This window comes from Ruegeria sp. AF5 (genome assembly GCF_056541905.1).
The window spans coordinates 79,955-98,068 of record NZ_JBQFYZ010000003.1 but is presented as its reverse complement, the minus strand read 5'-3'; the positions used below and the strand labels follow the sequence as shown (position 1 = coordinate 98,068).

Annotated in this window: 17 protein-coding genes and 1 pseudogene; 13 read left to right on the top strand and 5 right to left on the bottom strand. The window is 57.2% G+C overall.

What is annotated here, in order from left to right; translation table 11 throughout:
• Nucleotides 1-277: 277 nt before the first annotated feature.
• The 3 genes from ACR0DS_RS06685 (at nucleotide 278) to ACR0DS_RS06675 (ending at nucleotide 3,939) form a co-directional block, all read left to right on the top strand.
• The gene (locus tag ACR0DS_RS06685; RefSeq protein WP_480558569.1) at nucleotides 278-1,714 is read left to right on the top strand and encodes a DegQ family serine endoprotease; all 1,437 of its coding nucleotides are present in this window, start codon (nucleotides 278-280) and stop codon (nucleotides 1,712-1,714) included.
• A gap of 181 nt (nucleotides 1,715-1,895) precedes the next feature.
• The gene (locus tag ACR0DS_RS06680; protein ID WP_480481243.1) at nucleotides 1,896-2,576 is read left to right on the top strand and encodes a response regulator transcription factor; all 681 of its coding nucleotides are present in this window, start codon (nucleotides 1,896-1,898) and stop codon (nucleotides 2,574-2,576) included.
• 49 nt (nucleotides 2,577-2,625) lie between these two features.
• Nucleotides 2,626-3,939 carry a sensor histidine kinase gene (locus ACR0DS_RS06675; protein ID WP_480556327.1) on the top strand — a complete coding sequence of 438 codons (1,314 nt, stop codon included), beginning with the start codon at nucleotides 2,626-2,628 and terminating at the stop codon, nucleotides 3,937-3,939.
• On the opposite strand, the gene ACR0DS_RS06670 is transcribed toward ACR0DS_RS06675, so the two are convergent.
• The 3 genes and pseudogenes from ACR0DS_RS06670 to ACR0DS_RS06660 all read right to left on the bottom strand — a co-directional run bounded on the left by ACR0DS_RS06670 (nucleotide 3,936) and on the right by ACR0DS_RS06660 (nucleotide 6,042).
• Nucleotides 3,936-4,403 (bottom strand): CYTH domain-containing protein, encoded by a 468-nt coding sequence (locus ACR0DS_RS06670; RefSeq protein WP_480481247.1) that lies wholly within the window; start codon nucleotides 4,401-4,403, stop codon nucleotides 3,936-3,938. The two genes, ACR0DS_RS06675 and ACR0DS_RS06670, sit on opposite strands and share 4 nt — an antisense overlap.
• Nucleotides 4,404-4,644: 241 nt before the next feature.
• Nucleotides 4,645-4,779, bottom strand: a pseudogene (locus tag ACR0DS_RS06665) (AAA family ATPase); the annotation flags it as partial.
• A gap of 3 nt (nucleotides 4,780-4,782) precedes the next feature.
• Entirely contained in the window at nucleotides 4,783-6,042 is a 1,260-nt protein-coding gene (locus tag ACR0DS_RS06660; RefSeq protein ID WP_480558571.1) for a CHAD domain-containing protein, read from the bottom strand.
• Nucleotides 6,043-6,514: 472 nt separating this feature from the next.
• Here ACR0DS_RS06660 and ACR0DS_RS06655 point away from each other — a divergent pair, with 472 nt between their 5' ends.
• Complete coding sequence (locus ACR0DS_RS06655) at nucleotides 6,515-6,862, top strand: TfoX/Sxy family protein (protein ID WP_480472383.1); 348 nt, start codon at nucleotides 6,515-6,517, stop codon at nucleotides 6,860-6,862.
• 59 nt (nucleotides 6,863-6,921) lie between these two features.
• Here ACR0DS_RS06655 and ndk read toward each other — a convergent pair whose 3' ends face one another.
• Together ndk and ACR0DS_RS06645 are read right to left on the bottom strand one after the other, a co-directional pair.
• Entirely contained in the window at nucleotides 6,922-7,344 is a 423-nt protein-coding gene (ndk, locus tag ACR0DS_RS06650) for a nucleoside-diphosphate kinase (protein ID WP_008757405.1), read from the bottom strand.
• Nucleotides 7,345-7,459: 115 nt separating this feature from the next.
• On the bottom strand, nucleotides 7,460-8,662 hold the full coding sequence (locus ACR0DS_RS06645; protein ID WP_480558573.1) for a multidrug effflux MFS transporter: 1,203 nt from the start codon (nucleotides 8,660-8,662) through the stop codon (nucleotides 7,460-7,462).
• Nucleotides 8,663-8,769: 107 nt separating this feature from the next.
• Here ACR0DS_RS06645 and ACR0DS_RS06640 point away from each other — a divergent pair, with 107 nt between their 5' ends.
• The 9 genes from ACR0DS_RS06640 (at nucleotide 8,770) to metG (ending at nucleotide 18,014) form a co-directional block, all read left to right on the top strand.
• Entirely contained in the window at nucleotides 8,770-10,620 is a 1,851-nt protein-coding gene (locus ACR0DS_RS06640; RefSeq protein WP_480558575.1) for an ABC-F family ATP-binding cassette domain-containing protein, read from the top strand.
• Nucleotides 10,617-11,009: an ACT domain-containing protein gene (locus tag ACR0DS_RS06635; protein ID WP_480558577.1), complete on the top strand. Its 393-nt coding sequence runs from the start codon at nucleotides 10,617-10,619 to the stop codon at nucleotides 11,007-11,009. Before ACR0DS_RS06640 ends, ACR0DS_RS06635 begins: the two co-directional genes overlap by 4 nt.
• Nucleotides 11,006-11,626, top strand: a complete 621-nt coding sequence (locus tag ACR0DS_RS06630; protein WP_480481263.1) for a MarC family protein — start codon at nucleotides 11,006-11,008, stop codon at nucleotides 11,624-11,626. The genes ACR0DS_RS06635 and ACR0DS_RS06630 overlap by 4 nt, the downstream gene beginning before the upstream one ends.
• A gap of 41 nt (nucleotides 11,627-11,667) precedes the next feature.
• Nucleotides 11,668-12,249, top strand: coding sequence for a retropepsin-like aspartic protease family protein (locus tag ACR0DS_RS06625; RefSeq protein WP_480481265.1), 582 nt, complete (start codon nucleotides 11,668-11,670; stop codon nucleotides 12,247-12,249).
• A gap of 48 nt (nucleotides 12,250-12,297) precedes the next feature.
• The gene (locus ACR0DS_RS06620; RefSeq protein WP_480558579.1) at nucleotides 12,298-12,918 is read left to right on the top strand and encodes an ImuA family protein; all 621 of its coding nucleotides are present in this window, start codon (nucleotides 12,298-12,300) and stop codon (nucleotides 12,916-12,918) included.
• Between the two features lie 62 nt (nucleotides 12,919-12,980).
• Entirely contained in the window at nucleotides 12,981-14,195 is a 1,215-nt protein-coding gene (locus tag ACR0DS_RS06615) for an MFS transporter (RefSeq protein ID WP_480558581.1), read from the top strand.
• Nucleotides 14,192-14,788, top strand: a complete 597-nt coding sequence (locus tag ACR0DS_RS06610) for a YceI family protein (protein ID WP_480558583.1) — start codon at nucleotides 14,192-14,194, stop codon at nucleotides 14,786-14,788. Before ACR0DS_RS06615 ends, ACR0DS_RS06610 begins: the two co-directional genes overlap by 4 nt.
• Nucleotides 14,789-14,868: 80 nt before the next feature.
• Complete coding sequence (locus ACR0DS_RS06605) at nucleotides 14,869-16,089, top strand: MFS transporter (protein ID WP_480485858.1); 1,221 nt, start codon at nucleotides 14,869-14,871, stop codon at nucleotides 16,087-16,089.
• 206 nt (nucleotides 16,090-16,295) lie between these two features.
• Nucleotides 16,296-18,014, top strand: coding sequence for a methionine--tRNA ligase (gene metG, locus ACR0DS_RS06600; RefSeq protein WP_480558584.1), 1,719 nt, complete (start codon nucleotides 16,296-16,298; stop codon nucleotides 18,012-18,014).
• The last annotated feature ends 100 nt before the right edge of the window (nucleotides 18,015-18,114 follow it).

The following is an 18,114-nucleotide window of genomic DNA, read 5'->3' as shown; positions in this document are numbered from 1 at the left end:
CATTTTTCCCCACTGTTCAGTGAAAGCATTGTCAACAAAACAATGAAAATTCAACTTTTTTGAAAGTTTGACGTCTGTTTTGGCAACAATCCTCCGATTCGCCTTCGACCTACCCGGTTAAATAAGCGAATCCTGATCAACGTCCTTCGCCACAAAACACCCGCTTTGTGGCAAAATTAAGATTTATTAATTGATCAGTCAGGAAACCCCAATCCTGCCAGTGCATCTCATGTCTCAACGCGCAACGGAAATTGCGTGATCAAACCAGGAGACAGAAATGAGCATCCGAAAATCTTCGCTTTTACTTCCCCGCACATCCAACTGGATGGGGGTCAGCGCATTGGGCGCAGCCATGCTGGCCACAACCGCTTTACCTTCGATGGCGGATGAGGCGCTTGCCGATCTTGTCGAATCCGTTTCCCCTTCGGTTGTAACCATCATTGCCGAACAAAAGGCCGCCCCAAGCCCCGCACAGGGGCAGAATTTTGATTTCGACGGTCATCCGTTTGGGGAATTCTTCAAGCGCTTTGGTGGGCCTGAAGGGTTCAACATGCCTCAACGCGGGCCGGCACAAGGGCTCGGGTCAGGGTTTGTACTGAATGAAGCCGGTTATATCGTCACCAATCACCATGTGGTGGACAATGCCGCGACTGTAATCGTTCGCCTAAGTGATGACCGGACATTTGAGGCCGAGGTAGTTGGCACCGACCCGCTGACAGACATCGCAGTCTTGAAGATCGATGCAGGCCCGGGTCTGCAAGCTGTCGAACTGGGTGACAGCGATGCAATCCGCGTAGGCGAAGATGTCGTAGCGATCGGCAACCCGTTTGGTTTGAGCTCGACGGTCACTACCGGCATTGTGTCGGCTAAAGGTCGCAATATCTCGGACGGGCCTTATGCCGAGTTCATTCAAACGGACGCCGCCATCAACAAGGGCAACTCTGGTGGCCCGCTTTTCAACATGGACGGCGACGTGATTGGTGTAAACTCGGCCATATATTCCCCCAGTGGCGGATCTGTCGGGCTGGGATTTGCCGTAACCTCGAACATCGTTGAGCATATTGCGGCCGATCTGCAGGATGACGGGCAGGTCAGCCGTGGGTGGCTGGGTGTATCTATCCAGAATATCAGCCCGCAGCTTGCGGCGGCACTGGGAATTGATGCCTCCTCGGGCGCACTGGTGGCAGATGTTGTCGCCGACAGCCCTGCAGATGGCGTTCTGGAGCAAGGCGATGTTATCCTGTCCTTCAACGGCGAAGCCGTAGACTCCAGTGGTGACCTGCCCATTCTGGTGGGCACAACCAAGGTCGGCACCGCCAGTAATTTGACCATTCTGCGCGATGGCAAACAGGAAACGGTCACTTTGACCGTTGGCCAGCATCAGGCAGCGGCGGCTCAGTCCGACACCCCTGTCGAATCCGAGGCGGCAGGCTCGTCGCTTGGTGTCACCGTGGCCCCCCTGACCGAAACGGTGCGGGCCGAGGCAGGTATCGCTAAAGCCGTCGAAGGTGTGGTCGTCACAGACCTGCAACCGGACAGCCCTGCGGCTCGGGCGGGTCTGCAACGTGGTGACGTGATCGTGAAACTGGGCAACCAAGACACGTTCACACCCGAAGCGCTGAAGGCGGCACTGGACAGCGAAAAGACGGACCCGGCACTGGTATTGATCAATCGGGCCGGCAGCCAGATCTTCGTTGCCGTCGAACTGGTCTGACCAACACTATGCGCGCGCCGCTTGATGGGGAGATCCGGCGCGCGCCTCACCCGGCGGACCTGAGTTGTCCGCTGTCCGTCGGGCTTGCCGGGTGCGTGCCCAGCACCCGGCAAGATATTCTGCATTCCATGGGCTTTGTTTGGATAATGTGTTTAAATCCCAAGGGAAAAGGAGCCAGATCATGAGCCGCCGTCTGTTGATCGTCGAAGATGACACTGACACCAGGGATTTCATTGCCAAAGGGTTTGGCGAAGAAGGCTATGTGGTCGAAACGGCTGCTGATGGCCGCGAGGGATTGTACCACGCAACGGATGGCGGGTTTGACGCCATTGTGCTGGACAGGATGCTTCCCGGTCTGGACGGGCTGTCCCTGATCAAATCCCTGCGTGCAGCAGGGCTGAAAACACCGGTCTTGATGTTGACGGCCATGAGCGCAGTGGACGAGCGCGTCAAAGGATTGCGATCAGGCGCCGACGATTATCTGGTCAAGCCCTTCTCGTTTCAGGAACTTCATGCACGGATCGAAGCCCTGTTACGACGTCCGCAAGAATCCGAGGAAACGCCGACTCTGACCTGCAAGGATCTTGAAATGGATCTTCTGACCCGCAAGGTTACGCGGGACGGCCATGAGATCACGCTGACGCCCCGTGAATTCCAGATTCTTGAATTCTTCCTGCGCCGCAAGAACCGTGTCGTGTCGCGTACCATGCTGCTTGAGGGCGTCTGGGATTATCATTTCGACCCGAACACCAACGTTGTGGATGTTCACATCTCAAAGCTGCGCCGCCAGTTGGATGAAGGCGGAGACACACCTTTGATTGAAACTGTTCGCGGAGCAGGTTACATGATGTCCGATGGATAACCTTCGGCTTTCCCTTAATAATTCACGAACAAGACTTGTCGCCACCAGCATGGTGCTAAGCACGTTCCTTACCGCGTCCGTGCTGGCATTGGTCTATGTGACGGCCAACAGAAGCATCGAATCCGAGACCCGATCAGTCGTGTCCGCCGAACTGACCGGGCTTGCAGATGAATATGAACGGCGCGGGCTGATCGGGCTGATCACAGCGATCGAACGCCGTCTTCCAAGCGCGCCCGACCGAGACGCGCTGTATCTTCTGGCGGATCGGCAAGGCGTCAAGCTTGTGGGTAACCTGAAAACCTGGCCGGTCAATGTGACCGCCGGAAGCGGTTGGGTCGACCTTGAGTTGCGCAGGGCTGACAATGACCAACTGGTGCCTATCTCGGCGGCATCGATCCGCCTGCCCGGTGGCGAACGCCTTCTTGTGGGACGGGATGCGGCGGCCCGTCAACAATTCGACCGTGTATTGTTCCGATCTCTGGCACTGGCGCTAGGGATAGCATTTGTTCTGAGCGTGATCACCGGCTGGCTGTTCACACGCCTGGTATTTTCACGCCTGTCAGACATCGCAAGCACAGCCGAAAACATCGTTTCTGGCGATCTTTCCAAAAGGATGCCCCTACGCGGAACCGGGGACGAGTTCGATCAGGTCTCTGGCACGTTGAACAACATGCTCGACAGGATCGAAGAGCTGGTCAGTAATCTGCGCACCACCTCGAACTCTATCGCACATGATTTGCGCTCTCCTCTGTCCCGCCTTCGCCAACGGGTCGAATCCCTTTCCGAGCCCGGCAAAAGCGATCTGGATCGCGAGATCGACATTGCGCGGGCAACGGGAGAAATCGACCATGTTTTGCGGGTCTTGGGACAGCTTACCGAGATATCGCGGGCCGAGGCCGGTCTGGGGCGCGAGCAATTCGAAGACATTGACTTGCAGCAACTGGTTGGCGATGTCGTGGAGCTTTATGATCCGGTGGCCGCGGATCAGGACGTCCGTCTTGAGGTTATAGGCTCTGCCCCCGCAATTCAGGGGCACCGGCCCCTCCTCTCGCAGGCTCTTTCCAATCTGCTGGAAAACGCTATGCGCTACGCACCGGCAAATACCACAATCACGATCTCAATCGGTACCGAGGACGGATTTGCCCAATTGCAGGTTCGGGACCGTGGTCCGGGTGTTCCGCCCGGAGAGTTGGATCGCCTTCAGCTTCCGTTCGTCACGCTTGATCCGGCGCGCACGGAACGCAATGCGGGATTGGGGCTCGCGCTGGTTGCCGCGATTTCTCACATGCATGGCGGGACATTCGCAGCCCGAAACTGCAACCCAGGTTTGGAAACCACGATCAATCTGGCAATTCAGAGTTAACCCGGCAGTCCGTTTACCGCCAATATCATGTTTTTATAACGTTTATCCTCGGTGACATCCGCACCGAACCAATCCGGTGGGACATAGGCATTTGCGGCTTCACTGGTATGGAATTCAACTTCAACCAAACACAGGGGTTCCAGGCCGCCTGAGAAAACATCCAGCTCGAACTGGTGGCCGTCCGGCATTTGATCCGTGTAACGTACCTTCTCGACCCGGCGTCCTCGAGTTTCCGGCCAGAAGGTTTCAAACTGGTCCCGGGTTATCTCTGTCTCACGCTCAACACGTACAAGATCACCGCCTCCTTTTAAGGTCAGGAAAAACACATCGTTCTTTTGCCGCAGACGCAATTCGGTCGAGTCCTCCGGCGCGGTGAGGTACCCCTGACGCACCACTGCTTTTTCTGCGCGGCTCAAGTCCGGTAAATTTGCCACCAGAAACTTGCGCTCTATTTCTGTGCTCATCGGAGCGCCCCCACTCAATCTTCCAGCTTATCAAACAGCACCCGATATGCCGTACCAGCCGCGCCGCGATCTGCGTAAGTATTGGCAAAGGCCCGATGCTGCGCCATTGAAAAGAACGCCCGCAGCTTATCTGATGCATATTGTGTTTGTCGAAAATGCTAACCGGTTGACCAAATAACCGCTCGGTCAAGGTTGTGCGACTGACGGGAACAACGATCTCATCGGCGGCTCGAAAACAGACCCCAGACGCACCCCCAGAATCGCGATTGCACAGCAAAACCTGCCGACCGGTTTGCACACAGACATAGGCAAGGTTCACGGAAGTCTCGGTTTGTCCAACACCGCCCTTATTGCAGTAAAAGGCAATGATTTTCATTCCTTACTCCTTTTTGTGGTGAAACAGACTGCGGAACATGTGCCGGATTTCTTGCCCGTCAAACTGATGGAAACTTGCGACAACGCGCTTTCTTTCCGTCTTTTGGTGTTGATCAAGCACAGCGATTAGGCCGCCCACGGACAAACCGATCTGCGCGTCCACGCGGCCTTGCGTATCGGCGCGAGACGCAACAAAGGTCATCAACGCATCTTGCTGAACAGAATAGTCGTTGAACAAACCAAGACTATCCTGAAGTTTTTTCAATGGCTTAAGGATCATTTTCAAACCATTCCAATCGAATAATGGGGCAAACAATTCCATCAGATATCTTAGTTTTTTGCATTCGATACGAAGGTCATGCACCGTCCTGTCTGGTTTATCGTCGCTTATGCCGCGCGCCAGTTTGCACATCTTGCGATAATGCTTCCAGATCAGCGCGCAGGCATAGTCATACGTTCCGCGATGCGCGTTTGGTCCGAGGTCCAAGTGATCAGTACTGGTGAACATTGCGGTCAGGTCGGTCATGGACGTCGTGTAGTCGGCGCTGCGCAACCAGCGAGATAGGCGCAGTTGCTCTTGTGTACGTTCCGTTTGAAACTGATCAAACATCTCGGACAGTCCTGCGTGAAGGCTCGGCGGGATAAGATTGAAATACTTGTCTTTTTTCAGAAGGTAGACATCCAAATCACGCAGAGGTCCCGTGGGGGCCATAAGATCGGAAAAGAGCCGCTTCAGTTCGGCCGTCTGGGCCTCGGACAACACACCCTTGAACAGGCTGATCACTGACCTGATCTTGCGCAACGATACCCGGTAATCGTGCAAAAACTCGGTGTCGATATCAGCGATCATGCCCTCCTCGTTTTGCCGTGCAACCCTCAGATATATTTGAACGATTTTCGCAGCGACTTCGCTGCAAGGATCTGCTTGACCGAACTTTATTTCAGGCTTGGCCTGATAGGGAACCATGTCTGGAAACAGACTGGGATAGACCGTTTCAACGTCACGAACACCGCCCGAAACGCGATCGAGAGCGGAACGGACCAACTGATAGGCCTTCTTATACCCGCGCAACTGCTGAATTCGTACAATGGTTGCCTGCCCTGATGGCGTCGACATGTACGTTAAAGTTCCCCTGACTTTTGTCTTTTGCAGATCATCAAGCACGGCGAAGGTCTTTGCCTCGATCTCTCCAACACCAATCTGCGTCAGCGCCCGTAGTTCAGGAAAGTCGCTCAGCGCCTTCTGAACCGGCCCTTCTGGCAAGTCCCGTGCAAACCGCAGATGCCCCGAGTGCTGCTGAGACAAAGGGCCGTGGTCCTTCCGCAGCAGGTGCAACACCCCGCCAGTATCGATCAAAGCACGACCCGAGGCGCGCAGTGACTGATCGTGACAATCCAGCAATGCGAAAGCTGCGACGGGGCTATCGGGTGAAACTTTTTGGGAAAACCCGGCAATGGCATTTGCCAGAGCCGTTTCGTCAATCCTCGCTGGGAAAATGAACTGATCGCTTGACGATCTGGTCATGATACGCCTTTCCAGTTCAACTTCAGAAACCCCTTTACAGGTTTCTCAACGATCATATGCGCGCGCCCCTTGTTTGGTTTGGTTGCTCCAACGCCATCCAAGGTTCTCCTTTTCAGTCTCGGCTGAACCCGAAAGGACATCAAGGCATTATGCCTGCGACCGAGTGTAATCACGGGGTGACAGGCCTCGGGTGCCGAAGTAAGACACCGCTATGAGCGAACCAGTATCTTCGATCCGAAACCTTGGCCCCGCCTTTGAACAGGCCTGCGCACGTGCTGGTATTCATTCGGCTGAGGCACTGCGAGAACTGGGGCCGGACGAAGCCTATGCCCGCCTGTTGCGCGCCGGCACCAGGGCGCATTTCATCGGATATTATGTTCTGGTGATGGGATTGCAGGGCCGCCCGTGGAACGATTGCAAGGGCGACGAGAAGAAAGCCCTGCGCGAAAGGTTCGACGCAATCAAAGCTGGTAACGGTGCTGCTCCGGAAAACCAGATGATTGCAGATCTGGACGCCATCGGAGTTCGTGTTGCACCAAAGGACTTAAAGCAGCTCTGAACGAATAAGGCCGCACCCAACCAAGGATGCGGCCCCTGTTTGTCACCAATGGCTGTGGCTTAACCGACCAGTTCAATGCCCGAGAAGAAGTATGCGATTTCAACCGCTGCGGTTTCCGGTGCGTCCGAACCGTGGACCGAGTTTTCACCGACCGATTCCGCGAATTCAGCGCGGATGGTGCCGGGGGCTGCGTCCGCAGGGTTCGTTGCGCCCATAACTTCACGGTTCTTTGCAATGGCGCCTTCGCCTTCCAGAACCTGAACAACAACCGGAGCCGACGACATGAATTCGCACAGTTCGTCATAGAACGGACGTTCGGCATGAACGTCATAGAACTTGCCAGCCTGAGCTTTGGTCATGTGAATGCGCTTTTGCGCCACGATGCGCAGGCCTGCTTCTTCGAACTTGGCGTTGATCTTGCCGGTCAGGTTGCGGCGGGTTGCATCGGGTTTGATGATCGAGAATGTGCGTTCCAGTGCCATGTCGGCCTCTCCTTATAATGTGACGCGGGACCCGCGCCGAAATCCATCGCGCGCCGGGTATCACGGACTTTGACCCATGAAAAGTGTAATGATGCCATGCCCGTGGCTTTGCAGTTCAGATTGTGTCTGGCAAAGGGTCGACGCGGTCCAGTCGACGGACGTAAAGCACCGCCAGCAAGCCAGCAAAGCTACAGGCCCACATCATGCCCAGTACCAGATACGGCCCATTTTCGGGGCTAACGAACGCGCCGGTCATTGAGGTCAGAACAGCGCCCAAAGCCACGATCAATGCCCCCGACAGCCCTGCCGCGCTTCCTGCCAGTCCGGGGCGTACTGACATGACGCCAGCCGCGGCATTGGCATTGGTCAAACCGTTACCAAAGCCGACACAGATTGCCGAGCCGAAGAAGACCCAGACCGATCCCAGATCAGCGAGAAACAGCATCAATCCGCAGAACGGGCCAGTTGAGGCCACGATCCGCCCCGACAATATCATTGTCGTCAGGCGCGTCCGGGCCGCAATCCGACCGGTGACAAAATTGCCAACCATGAACCCGCCGGTGATGATGCCAATCCCCAGCCCCAGCGTTGCTGGGCTCAGGTCGAACCACGCTGCGGCAACCAGCGGCGCACCGGTGATAAAGCTGTAGAACCCCCCAATCGAAAACGCTGCGCATAAGGCATAGCCCCAGAACCTGCGGGCACGGAACAGATGGGGATACTCGCGCAGTTGGGCACCAAATGTGGACGAGCGGTTGGTGTTGGTCTCGCCCATGTCGAACCAAAGCAGCACCAGCAACCCTGCCCCAAGCAACGAGTACAGGACAAACCCCGAGCGCCAACCGAAAAGCATATCCAGCGCCCCACCCAACATCGGCCCAAGCATCGGGGCTAAGGCCATGGCCATCGCGACGTAACCGAGTTTGCTTGCCGCCTCATTCGGTGCGTAACGGTCTCTGATCGACGCGCTGGACAGGACCGAGCCGGCGACAACAGCAGCCTGAAGCAGGCGGAAGCCAAGAAAAACCCAGATCGATCCGGCCAGTGTGCATCCGATCGACGCAAGGACAAATATTGATATACAAATCAAAAGGATAGGTCTGCGCCCAAAGCGATCCGATAACGGGCCCATGATCAGTTGCAACACTGCCGAAACCGCCAGATACCCCGCGACCGACAGGTTCATCAGGCCGTAATCCACCGTGAAGTCTTCACTCATATGCGCCAGCGACGGCAGGAACATGTTGAGCGTCAGCACAGACAGCGCCGTAGCAAAGATCAATGTGATCAGGGATGGAGGCGTCCGGGCCGCGCGCATGTGAAAAACCGCTTCAAAAAGCAAACGAGACAGCGCTAACACATTGCTTGATGCTTGAAAATGCCAAGCCGCTGGCGGCGGCATCACACCTCTGCTAAGAGCGCCTCATGTTACGGATCGAAGACATCACCTATGCCGTTGAAGGCCGCCCATTGTTTGATGGCGCCAGCGCAACCATACCAGACGGTCACAAGGTTGGCCTTGTGGGCCGGAATGGCACGGGAAAGACCACGCTTTTTCGCCTGATCCGCGGGGAACTGGCGCTGGAATCGGGGAATATTGCGGTCCCCAAGCGCGCCCGCATTGGCGGGGTCGCGCAGGAGGTCCCATCATCCAACGTTTCGCTGATCGACACTGTTCTGGCCGCTGATACCGAACGCAGCGCCCTGATGGCCGAGGCTGGCGACGCAATGGATCCCACGCGAATTGCCGAAATCCAGACCCGGCTGGCCGATATCGACGCCTGGTCGGCCGAGGCCCGCGCGGCCTCGATCCTCAAGGGGTTGGGGTTTGACGACGCAGACCAGTTGCGCCCCTGCTCGGATTTCTCGGGCGGTTGGCGGATGCGAGTGGCCTTGGCGGCGGTTTTGTTCTCGCAGCCGGATTTGTTGCTGTTGGACGAACCGACCAACTATCTGGACCTCGAAGGCGCGCTGTGGCTGGAAAGCTATCTGGCGAAATATCCGCACACGGTCATAATCATCAGCCATGACCGGGGCTTGCTGAACCGCGCCGTAGGGTCGATCCTGCATCTGGAGGATCGCAAACTCACCTATTACGCCGTGCCTTATGACAAGTTCGCCGAACGGCGGGCGGAACGTCTAGCGCAGGCGGAATCAGAGAATGCAAAGGCAAAGGCCCGCATCGCTCATTTGCAGAGCTTCGTGGATCGGTTTCGATATAAGGCATCCAAGGCCGTTCAGGCCCAATCGCGCCTGAAAATGATCGAACGCATCCAGTTGGTCTCAACCCCGCAAGAGGCCGCGCTGCGCGCGTTTTCCTTCCCCGAACCCGAGGAACTGTCGCCGCCGATCATCCAGATCGAAGGTGGTGTCACCGGCTATGGCGAGATCGAAGTACTGCGCCGCTTGAACCTGCGCATCGATCAGGATGACCGTATCGCGCTGTTGGGCAAGAACGGTCAGGGCAAATCTACCCTGTCCAAACTGTTGTCAGACCGCCTGCCCCTCATGGCGGGTAAGATGGCCCGCAGCAACAAGCTGCGCATCGGGTATTTCGCTCAGCATCAGGTGGACGAGCTTTATGTGAACGAAACGCCACTGGACCACCTGCGCCGCCTGCGCCCGGACGAGGCGCCTGGCAAGTGGCGCTCGCGTTTGGCGGGGTTCGGCCTGAACGCAGCACAGGCGGAAACCGAGGTTGGCCGCCTGTCGGGTGGGCAAAAAGCACGCCTGTCGCTGCTGCTGGCCACCATCGACGCACCGCATATGCTGATCCTCGATGAACCGACGAACCATCTGGATATCGAAAGCCGTGAGGCGCTGGTCGAAGCACTGACCGCCTATTCCGGCGCTGTCGTGCTGGTCAGCCACGACATGCACCTTCTGTCGCTTGTTGCCGATCGGTTGTGGCTGGTCTCGGACGGTACGGTCAAATCTTATGACGGTGACCTTGAATCCTACCGGGCCCTTTTGCTGGCGCGTGACAAGCCGGTGAAAGAAAAGCCGCAAACAGAGAAGCCCAAACGTACCTCGCGCGATACCATGCTGGCACTGCGGGCGGACCTGCGCAAATGCGAGGACCGGGTCGAGAAACTGACAGAGATGCACGACAAGCTCGCGGCAAAACTGGCCGACCCGGCGCTTTACGAAGACGACAAGATCAACGATCTGGAAACCTGGAACCGCAAATTCGCCGAGGTGATCGAGGCCATGCAAAAAGCAGAAGCGCTTTGGATCGCCGCTGCCGAGCGACTGGAACAGGCAGAAACGGTATGAGCGATCCCGTTGTTGAAACCAAAGCGATGATCGCGGGAATGCACCCCGAAATTCAACCCGACGAATTCGCATTTGTGGTCTGGCCTGAAGATATGGACTGGCCCGACGGGACACGCGCCAGTTACGTCGAGGCCGAAGGACTGTCTTTAATCGTTCCGATCCATTGCGCACCAAAAGAGGCGTTTGCTATGCGTTGTATCACGCTTCAAGTGCACTCCTCGCTCGAAGGCGTGGGTCTGACCGCTGCGGTCTCCGGGGTGTTGGCACAGGCCGGAATTCCGGCGAACATGGTTGCGGGCTATCACCACGATCATGTTTATGTTCCCTCCGGACGGGCCGAAGACGCCCTAAAAATTTTGAAACATCTGCAACAGAGTAGCAAAGAGTGATTGACACCGCATTTCTGATCACTGCGTTCACAACGCTTTTCGTGGTTCTTGATCCACCGGCGCAAACCCCGATTTTTGTGGCCCTGACCCAGAACATGGATTGGCACACGCGCCGCTCTGTCGCGATACGCGCGTGCCTGACAGCAGGCGGCATTCTGGCCATGTTCGCGGCCTTTGGCGAAGCGTTGCTGGGTTTTGTCGGCATCTCGATGGAGGCGTTTCGCGTTGCGGGAGGTGTTCTTCTGTTTCTGACCGCGCTCGACATGCTGTTTGAACGCCGGACCAAACGTCGTGAAAACAGTGCCGAAGAAGAAGAACATCCGGACCCGTCGGTGTTTCCGCTGGGCATCCCACTGATTGCAGGACCCGGTGCGATTGCCACCATGATCCTGCTGGCCGGTCAACATCCCGGCATTCAGGGTCTGGCGGTTGTCATCGGCGTTATGCTGGTCGTTCTGGCAATGGTTTTTGTGATGTATCTTACATCCGGGGCCGTGGCACGGCTTTTGGGGAAAACCGGGCTGAACGTGTTGACCCGGCTTCTTGGGATGCTGCTGGCTGCATTATCTGTTCAGTTTATTCTTGATGGCCTCAAGGCCTTTGGATTCGCATCTTAAGCCCCCATATTAACAAGGTTAAGGGGATTTCCGGGAACCGCATGGACAGTTTCGATATTGGACGCCTGATCTATCTGGCCCTGCTGGGGGCGGCGCTGCTGATGTGGTTTGTCACGCATAATCGGCAGTCGCTTGGCAAGACGTTTCAGCAGGTCATGGCATGGGTGTTCATTTTTGTCGGGGTCATTGCACTGGTCGGTCTGTGGGAGGATATTCGTTCCTCGGTCGCTCCCGCGCCGCAGATGAGTGTCACCGGTAACTCGGTTGAGGTTCCCCGCGCTTATGATGGCCATTATTACCTTCCGGTTCTGGTGAATGGTGAGCTGATCACCTTTCTTGTCGACACCGGTGCCAGCCAGATCGTGTTGAACGCGCGGGATGCCAAACGGGCAGGCATTGATCCCGATCAGCTGAACTATTTCGGGCGCGCCTTGACTGCAAACGGTGAGGTGCGTACCGCGCCGGTGCGGCTTGAGACCCTGACGATAGGACCCATTACGGATCAGAACGTTTCGGCCTGGGTCAACGAGGGCGAACTGGATAAGTCTCTTTTGGGGATGGAATATCTGCACCGTTTTTCAAGCATTCAGTTTGCGGATGGCAAGCTGATCCTGTCCCGTTGATGCTCCTCACCTCTTGAGAACAAAAGTGGAACATGATAGCTTGCGGGCATGTCTGCTCAGCTTCTTGGTCCCAAACCTGCACGTCAGATCCCGGGGATAAATCTCCATTCGCAGATCACCCTGCAACCGGGTCGCGTGCACGAGGCTTGCGGCCCCGCCCGACGCAGCTTTGCCATCTGGCTGGCCGGTCAGACACAGGGTCCCGTGCTGTGGATTTCCCCCGCGTGGGAGCCCGCCCAACTGAACCCCGACGGAATTATGGCTTTTGCTGATCCGGCGCGTTTTCTGTTCGTCCACCCCACCCGCGCCGAAGATCTGTTATGGTGTATTGAAGAGGCGCTGCGCAGCGGGGCCATCCCGCTGATCATAGGCGACCTGCCCGGCGCGCCGGGGCTGACGCCGGTGCGGCGGATGCATCTGGCCGCAGAACAAGGCGGTACGATGGGCCAAGCCCCGCTTGGCTTGCTGCTGACGCCCGGTGATGGCGGCGCACAAGGGGTTGAGACACGCTGGCACATGGCCGCCGCCCATCAGGGAGATACCAGACACTGGACCCTGACCCGCCGCCGCGCCCGCGCCCTGCCCCCGGTCAGCTGGCAGGCCACTCAGACTGCTGCCCGCACCGGTCTGCACCTGAAACGCATTGAAACAGAGGACATTCTGACGTGAAGCCGCAAGGATCACGCAAGATGTGACTCGCCAAACTCCGGATCGCACCCTAGCGTCGCCGCATGAGCCATCCGATCCATGACAGCCGCTATTCCTGGATTCGCCTTCTGATCACGCTCGCCATCGCAACTGTGGCGAATGTAGGGATGTGGGCGGTCATCGTGGTCATGCCTACTGTCGAAGCAGAATTCGGCGCCAGTCGCGCCGAAGCCTCGATGCCATATACGCTTACGATGATCGGATTTGCGCTGGGCAATATGTGGCTAGGACAACTGGTGGACCGGCTGGGCGTGACACGCGCCCTGATCGGCGCCGCTGTATTAAGCGCCTTCAGCTATCTATTGGCAACGCTGGCCCCGAATATAACACTACTATCTGCGGCGCATCTGCTGGTCGGGCTGGGAACATCGATCGGGTTTGGCCCCTTGATCGCCGATATCTCGCACTGGTTCATGAAGCGGCGTGGGTTCGCCGTCGCATTGGTGGCCAGCGGAAACTATATCTCTGGCGCAATCTGGCCCACCCTGCTGTCCGGCATTCTGTTACGGGATGGCTGGCAACAGGTCTACCTGACATTGGCGCTATTGACGCTGCTGATTGTCATCCCCCTGTCCTTGCTGTTGCGTCGTCAGGTCCCGGTCGAAGCACACAGCACAGCCGCGGCCACAGCCCGGATCAACGCGCGCACTGTCGGCGTTTCACCACGCGTGTTACAGTACATCCTTGGCCTGGCTGGTATTGGATGCTGCGTAGCGATGTCCATGCCACAGGTCCATATCGTGTCGTATTGCGTCGGGCTGGGATACGGCCCCGCAGTGGGGGCCGAAATGCTATCGCTGATGCTGCTAGGTGGCGTCGCCAGCCGTATTCTCTCGGGCCTGTTGGCCGACCGTCTGGGCGGCGTCATGACGCTCTTGATCGGCTCAGTCTTGCAGTGCATCGCCCTGTTCCTGTTCCTGCCATATGACGGGATGGTCTCACTTTATGTGATCAGCTTGCTGTTCGGTCTGGCGCAGGGTGGCATCGTGCCCAGCTACGCTTTGGTTGTCCGTGAATACATGCCGCCGCAGGACGCCGGGGCGCGGGTCGGATTCGTCTTGATGATGACCATCCTTGGCATGGCGCTTGGCGGCTGGATGTCAGGCTGGATTTACGATGTCACCGGAAGTTACCACCTGGCCTTCGTCAACGGAATTCTTTGGAACGGTTTGAACATTGCCATCGTTCTGATGTTGATCAAAAGATCCCGCCCCAGACGGGACACGGTCATGGCGTGACACACCTGACCCGCCGCTTGGTGCTTGCAGGGATGGTGGCTCTGCCTTTGGCCCGTACGGTGCAAGCCGCGTTGCAGCCATACATTTTGTCAACGAAAGCCACCGTGGTTGGTTTTACCTTTGATCTGTCAGGTATCCCTCAGACCGGATCAATGCCGATCCGGCAGGCGGACGTACAGATTGACATGCACCGCCTGCAAAACAGCCGGGTCACGGTGGTGCTGGATGTCAACAAGGCCAGAACACGCTTGCCCTTTGCCCGCATGCCGATGCTCGGCCCCGGTGTTTTGGGCGCCGAAACCTACCCGACAATTCAATTCGTATCGACTGACATTCAATTGGGGGCCGATGGGCGCATATCGAATGGTGCTCGTGTCACGGGGGAACTGAGTATCCGAGATGTGACGCACCCCATAACTTTGGATGCCAACCTATACCGCCAGCCCGGAACAGCCGCGAACGACCTCAACCGCCTGTCCATAGGTTTGACCGGGACATTGAACCGGCACGATTTCGGTGCCTCGGGTTATCCCGATCTGGTAGGACAAAACGTCGGACTGGACATACGTGCCGAGATCATTCGTGCAACCTAATCGACAAAAAGCAAAAAACGACTGGATAAAGTCGAATAGTTGCGCGCATTGTCCGGTGACGCCGCCTATCTGAGAAAACCATGCGCACGATCATTTCATTTGCCGCCCTGTTTCTTTCGGTCATTCTGCTTCAGCTTTCAACGGGCGGCGTCGGGCCACTTGATGCCATTTCCGGGATCACCTTAAGCTTTTCGACCGAACAGATCGGTATGCTGGGTTCAGCGCATTTCCTTGGCTTTTTCATAGGTTGCTGGTGGGCGCCGCGACTGATGGGCAGTGTCGGGCATTCCCGCGCATTTGCCGTATGCACAGCGCTGGGCGCGATGGGGTTGATCGGGCACACCCTGACAGACAATCCTTATGTATGGGCGGCGTTGCGCATCGCCTCGGGCACATGTGTGGCAGGTAGTTACACTGTCATCGAAGCGTGGCTGAATGCAAAAGTGACCAATGAGACACGTGGACGAGCCATGGGCACCTATCGCATCGTCGATATGGGTGCCTCGCTGAGTGCTCAGTTGATCATCGCCGTCCTGCCACCCGCCTCGTATGTTTCCTATAACCTCTTGGCGATCCTTTGCTGCGCCTCATTGCTGCCGCTGACACTGACACGCGCAAGTCAGCCGAAGACGCCCGACGCCCCCCGCCTGCGCCCGAAACTGGCATGGCACAGTTCGCCGTTGGCCGTCGCGGGCGTCATTGTTTCGGCACTCAGTTCAGCATCTTTCCGAATGGTCGGGCCCGTCTACGGTCAGGAAGTCGGGTTGGGAGTGGATCAAATCGCCTTCTTCCTCGCCTCTTTCGTTCTGGGCGGGGCGCTGGCGCAGTATCCGATGGGATGGCTCGCGGACAAATACGACCGGCGCTGGGTCTTGATCTGGCTTTCGGTCGCGGCGGTGCTAAGCTGCGGGGTCACAATGGCGGCAAGCGACACGGGAACCGTCGGTGTCATGCTTGCAGCGGCGCTTTTTGGGTTCACGACATTCCCAATCTTTTCGGTGTCATCCGCACATGCCAACGATTTTGCGACAACCGAACAAAGGGTCGAGTTGTCTGCCGCCTTGATGTTCTGGTACGCGCTGGGGGCTATTGCGTCACCCTATATCACGTCAACACTGATCCAGGATTTCGGCCCCAGCGCGCTGTTTGCATTTGTTGCGGTCGGCCACGTATTCCTGATCGGTTTCGGCCTGGCCCGGATGCGGTCGCGTCCAACACCCGCGGAAAGAACCAATTACGTCTACGCACCACGTACATCCTTTACGGTCGGAAGGTTGCTGAAACGCGCCCGCGAGGAATGAAAAGCGGACCCGCAGCCCTGCATTGCGCAGAGTCTGCGTATTGGCTGACCACAATCTGACAGTATTACAACGGCCATCGGCGGCTTGGTCGTCCCATCAGGCGCGCGTTACAAATCAGAGTTATTCCAGTCATCTACGAAACCGGGCTTTTGCTGAGCGGTGACTTAGGTTAGACGAACGCGCAGTTAGATATGCGGAAACGGAATATGGCTCGGATTCTCATCACTTCGGCGATCCCTTACATCAATGGGATCAAGCATCTCGGCAATCTGATCGGCTCGCAACTGCCTGCCGACTTGTATGCACGCTACCAGCGTGGCCGGGGGAACGAGGTCATGTTCCTGTGCGCCACAGACGAACACGGCACCCCGGCCGAACTGGCCGCTGCCAAAGCTGGAAAGCCGGTGGCCGAGTATTGCGCGGACATGTACGAAATTCAGGCCGACATCGCCAAGCGTTTTGGGATGAGCTTTGATCACTTTGGCCGCTCATCCAGCGAGCAGAATAAAAAGCTGACCCAACATTTTGCCGGAAAGCTGGATGAGGCCGGGTTGATCCGTGAGGTCACGGAAAAGCAAATTTACTCCAACGCGGATGGTCGCTTTCTTCCCGACCGCTATATCGAAGGCACCTGCCCCAATTGCGGATACGAGAACGCACGTGGCGACCAGTGTGAAAACTGCACCAAGCAGTTGGATCCGACGGACCTGATCGAGCCGCGCTCGGCCATTTCGGGCTCGACGGATCTGGAAGTGCGCGAGACCAAGCACCTCTATCTGCGCCAATCGGCAATGAAGGATCAGCTGGATGCCTGGATTGACAGCAAAACCGACTGGCCGATCCTAACCACATCCATTGCCAAGAAATGGCTGCATGATGGCGACGGGTTGCAAGACCGGGGGATCACCCGCGATCTGGACTGGGGTGTTCCGGTCAAGAAAGGCGATCAGGACTGGCCCGGTATGGAAGGCAAGGTCTTCTATGTCTGGTTCGACGCGCCGATTGAATACATCGCCTGTGCCAAGGAATGGGCGGATTCCACGGGGAAACCCGATTCCGAGTGGGAACGCTGGTGGCGCACCGATAAGGGCGCGGACGATGTGCGCTATGTCCAGTTCATGGGCAAGGACAATGTGCCGTTTCACACGCTTTCTTTCCCCGCCACTATTCTGGGATCGGGCGAGCTGTGGAAAATGGTCGACCACCTGAAATCCTTCAACTACCTGAATTACGACGGCGGCCAGTTCTCGACCTCGCAGGGGCGTGGCGTTTTTATGGATCAGGCGCTCGAGATTCTTCCAGCCGACTACTGGCGGTGGTGGCTGCTGAGCCATGCGCCGGAAAGCAGCGACAGCGAGTTCACGTGGGAAAACTTCCAGCAATCGGTGAACAAGGATCTGGCCGATGTTCTAGGCAACTTCGTCAGCCGCATCACCAAGTTCTGCCGCTCGAAATTCGGTGAGGTGGTGCCCGAAGGCGGTGACTTTGGCGAGCGTGAGAACGCTCTGATCGACGAACTCACCAAACGCGTCCGCGCTTACGAGGCGCATATGGAAGCAATGGATGTCCGCAAGTCGGCTCAGGAACTGCGTGCCATCTGGGTGGCTGGCAACGAATACCTGCAAGCAGCGGCACCGTGGTCAACCTTCAAGGAAGACCCCAAACAGGCCGCTGCACAAGTACGCCTGGGCCTGAACCTGATCCGGTTCTATGCCGTGCTCAGCGCGCCGTTCATCCCTGATACCTCGGCCAAGATGCTAAGCGCCATGAACACGCTCGACACCAGCTGGCCGGAAGACGTGGCCGCAGCGTTGAACGCGCTACCCGCGGGTCACGACTTTACCGTGCCAGACGTTCTGTTCGCCAAGATCACAGACGAACAGCGCGAAGAATGGCAGGCAAAATTCGCCGGTAAACGCGGCTGACCGCCCTGATATTCGAAAGCTCGAACGGGGGCCGTTGGCCCCTGTTTTCGTTCGGCACCTCGGAACGGGCCGACACCTAAACCAGCTTAGTTGCTGTAAT

Coding starts and splice junctions, on each gene's coding strand:
- ACR0DS_RS06685 (WP_480558569.1), top strand. CDS start 278: ATGAGCATCCGAAAATCTTCGCTTTTACTTCCCCGCACATCCAACTGG.
- ACR0DS_RS06680 (WP_480481243.1), top strand. CDS start 1,896: ATGAGCCGCCGTCTGTTGATCGTCGAAGATGACACTGACACCAGGGAT.
- ACR0DS_RS06675 (WP_480556327.1), top strand. CDS start 2,626: ATGGTGCTAAGCACGTTCCTTACCGCGTCCGTGCTGGCATTGGTCTAT.
- ACR0DS_RS06670 (WP_480481247.1), bottom strand. CDS start 4,403: ATGAGCACAGAAATAGAGCGCAAGTTTCTGGTGGCAAATTTACCGGAC.
- ACR0DS_RS06655 (WP_480472383.1), top strand. CDS start 6,515: ATGAGCGAACCAGTATCTTCGATCCGAAACCTTGGCCCCGCCTTTGAA.
- ndk (WP_008757405.1), bottom strand. CDS start 7,344: ATGGCACTGGAACGCACATTCTCGATCATCAAACCCGATGCAACCCGC.
- ACR0DS_RS06645 (WP_480558573.1), bottom strand. CDS start 8,662: ATGCGCGCGGCCCGGACGCCTCCATCCCTGATCACATTGATCTTTGCT.
- ACR0DS_RS06640 (WP_480558575.1), top strand. CDS start 8,770: ATGTTACGGATCGAAGACATCACCTATGCCGTTGAAGGCCGCCCATTG.
- ACR0DS_RS06635 (WP_480558577.1), top strand. CDS start 10,617: ATGAGCGATCCCGTTGTTGAAACCAAAGCGATGATCGCGGGAATGCAC.
- ACR0DS_RS06625 (WP_480481265.1), top strand. CDS start 11,668: ATGGACAGTTTCGATATTGGACGCCTGATCTATCTGGCCCTGCTGGGG.
- ACR0DS_RS06620 (WP_480558579.1), top strand. CDS start 12,298: ATGTCTGCTCAGCTTCTTGGTCCCAAACCTGCACGTCAGATCCCGGGG.
- ACR0DS_RS06615 (WP_480558581.1), top strand. CDS start 12,981: ATGAGCCATCCGATCCATGACAGCCGCTATTCCTGGATTCGCCTTCTG.
- ACR0DS_RS06605 (WP_480485858.1), top strand. CDS start 14,869: ATGCGCACGATCATTTCATTTGCCGCCCTGTTTCTTTCGGTCATTCTG.
- metG (WP_480558584.1), top strand. CDS start 16,296: ATGGCTCGGATTCTCATCACTTCGGCGATCCCTTACATCAATGGGATC.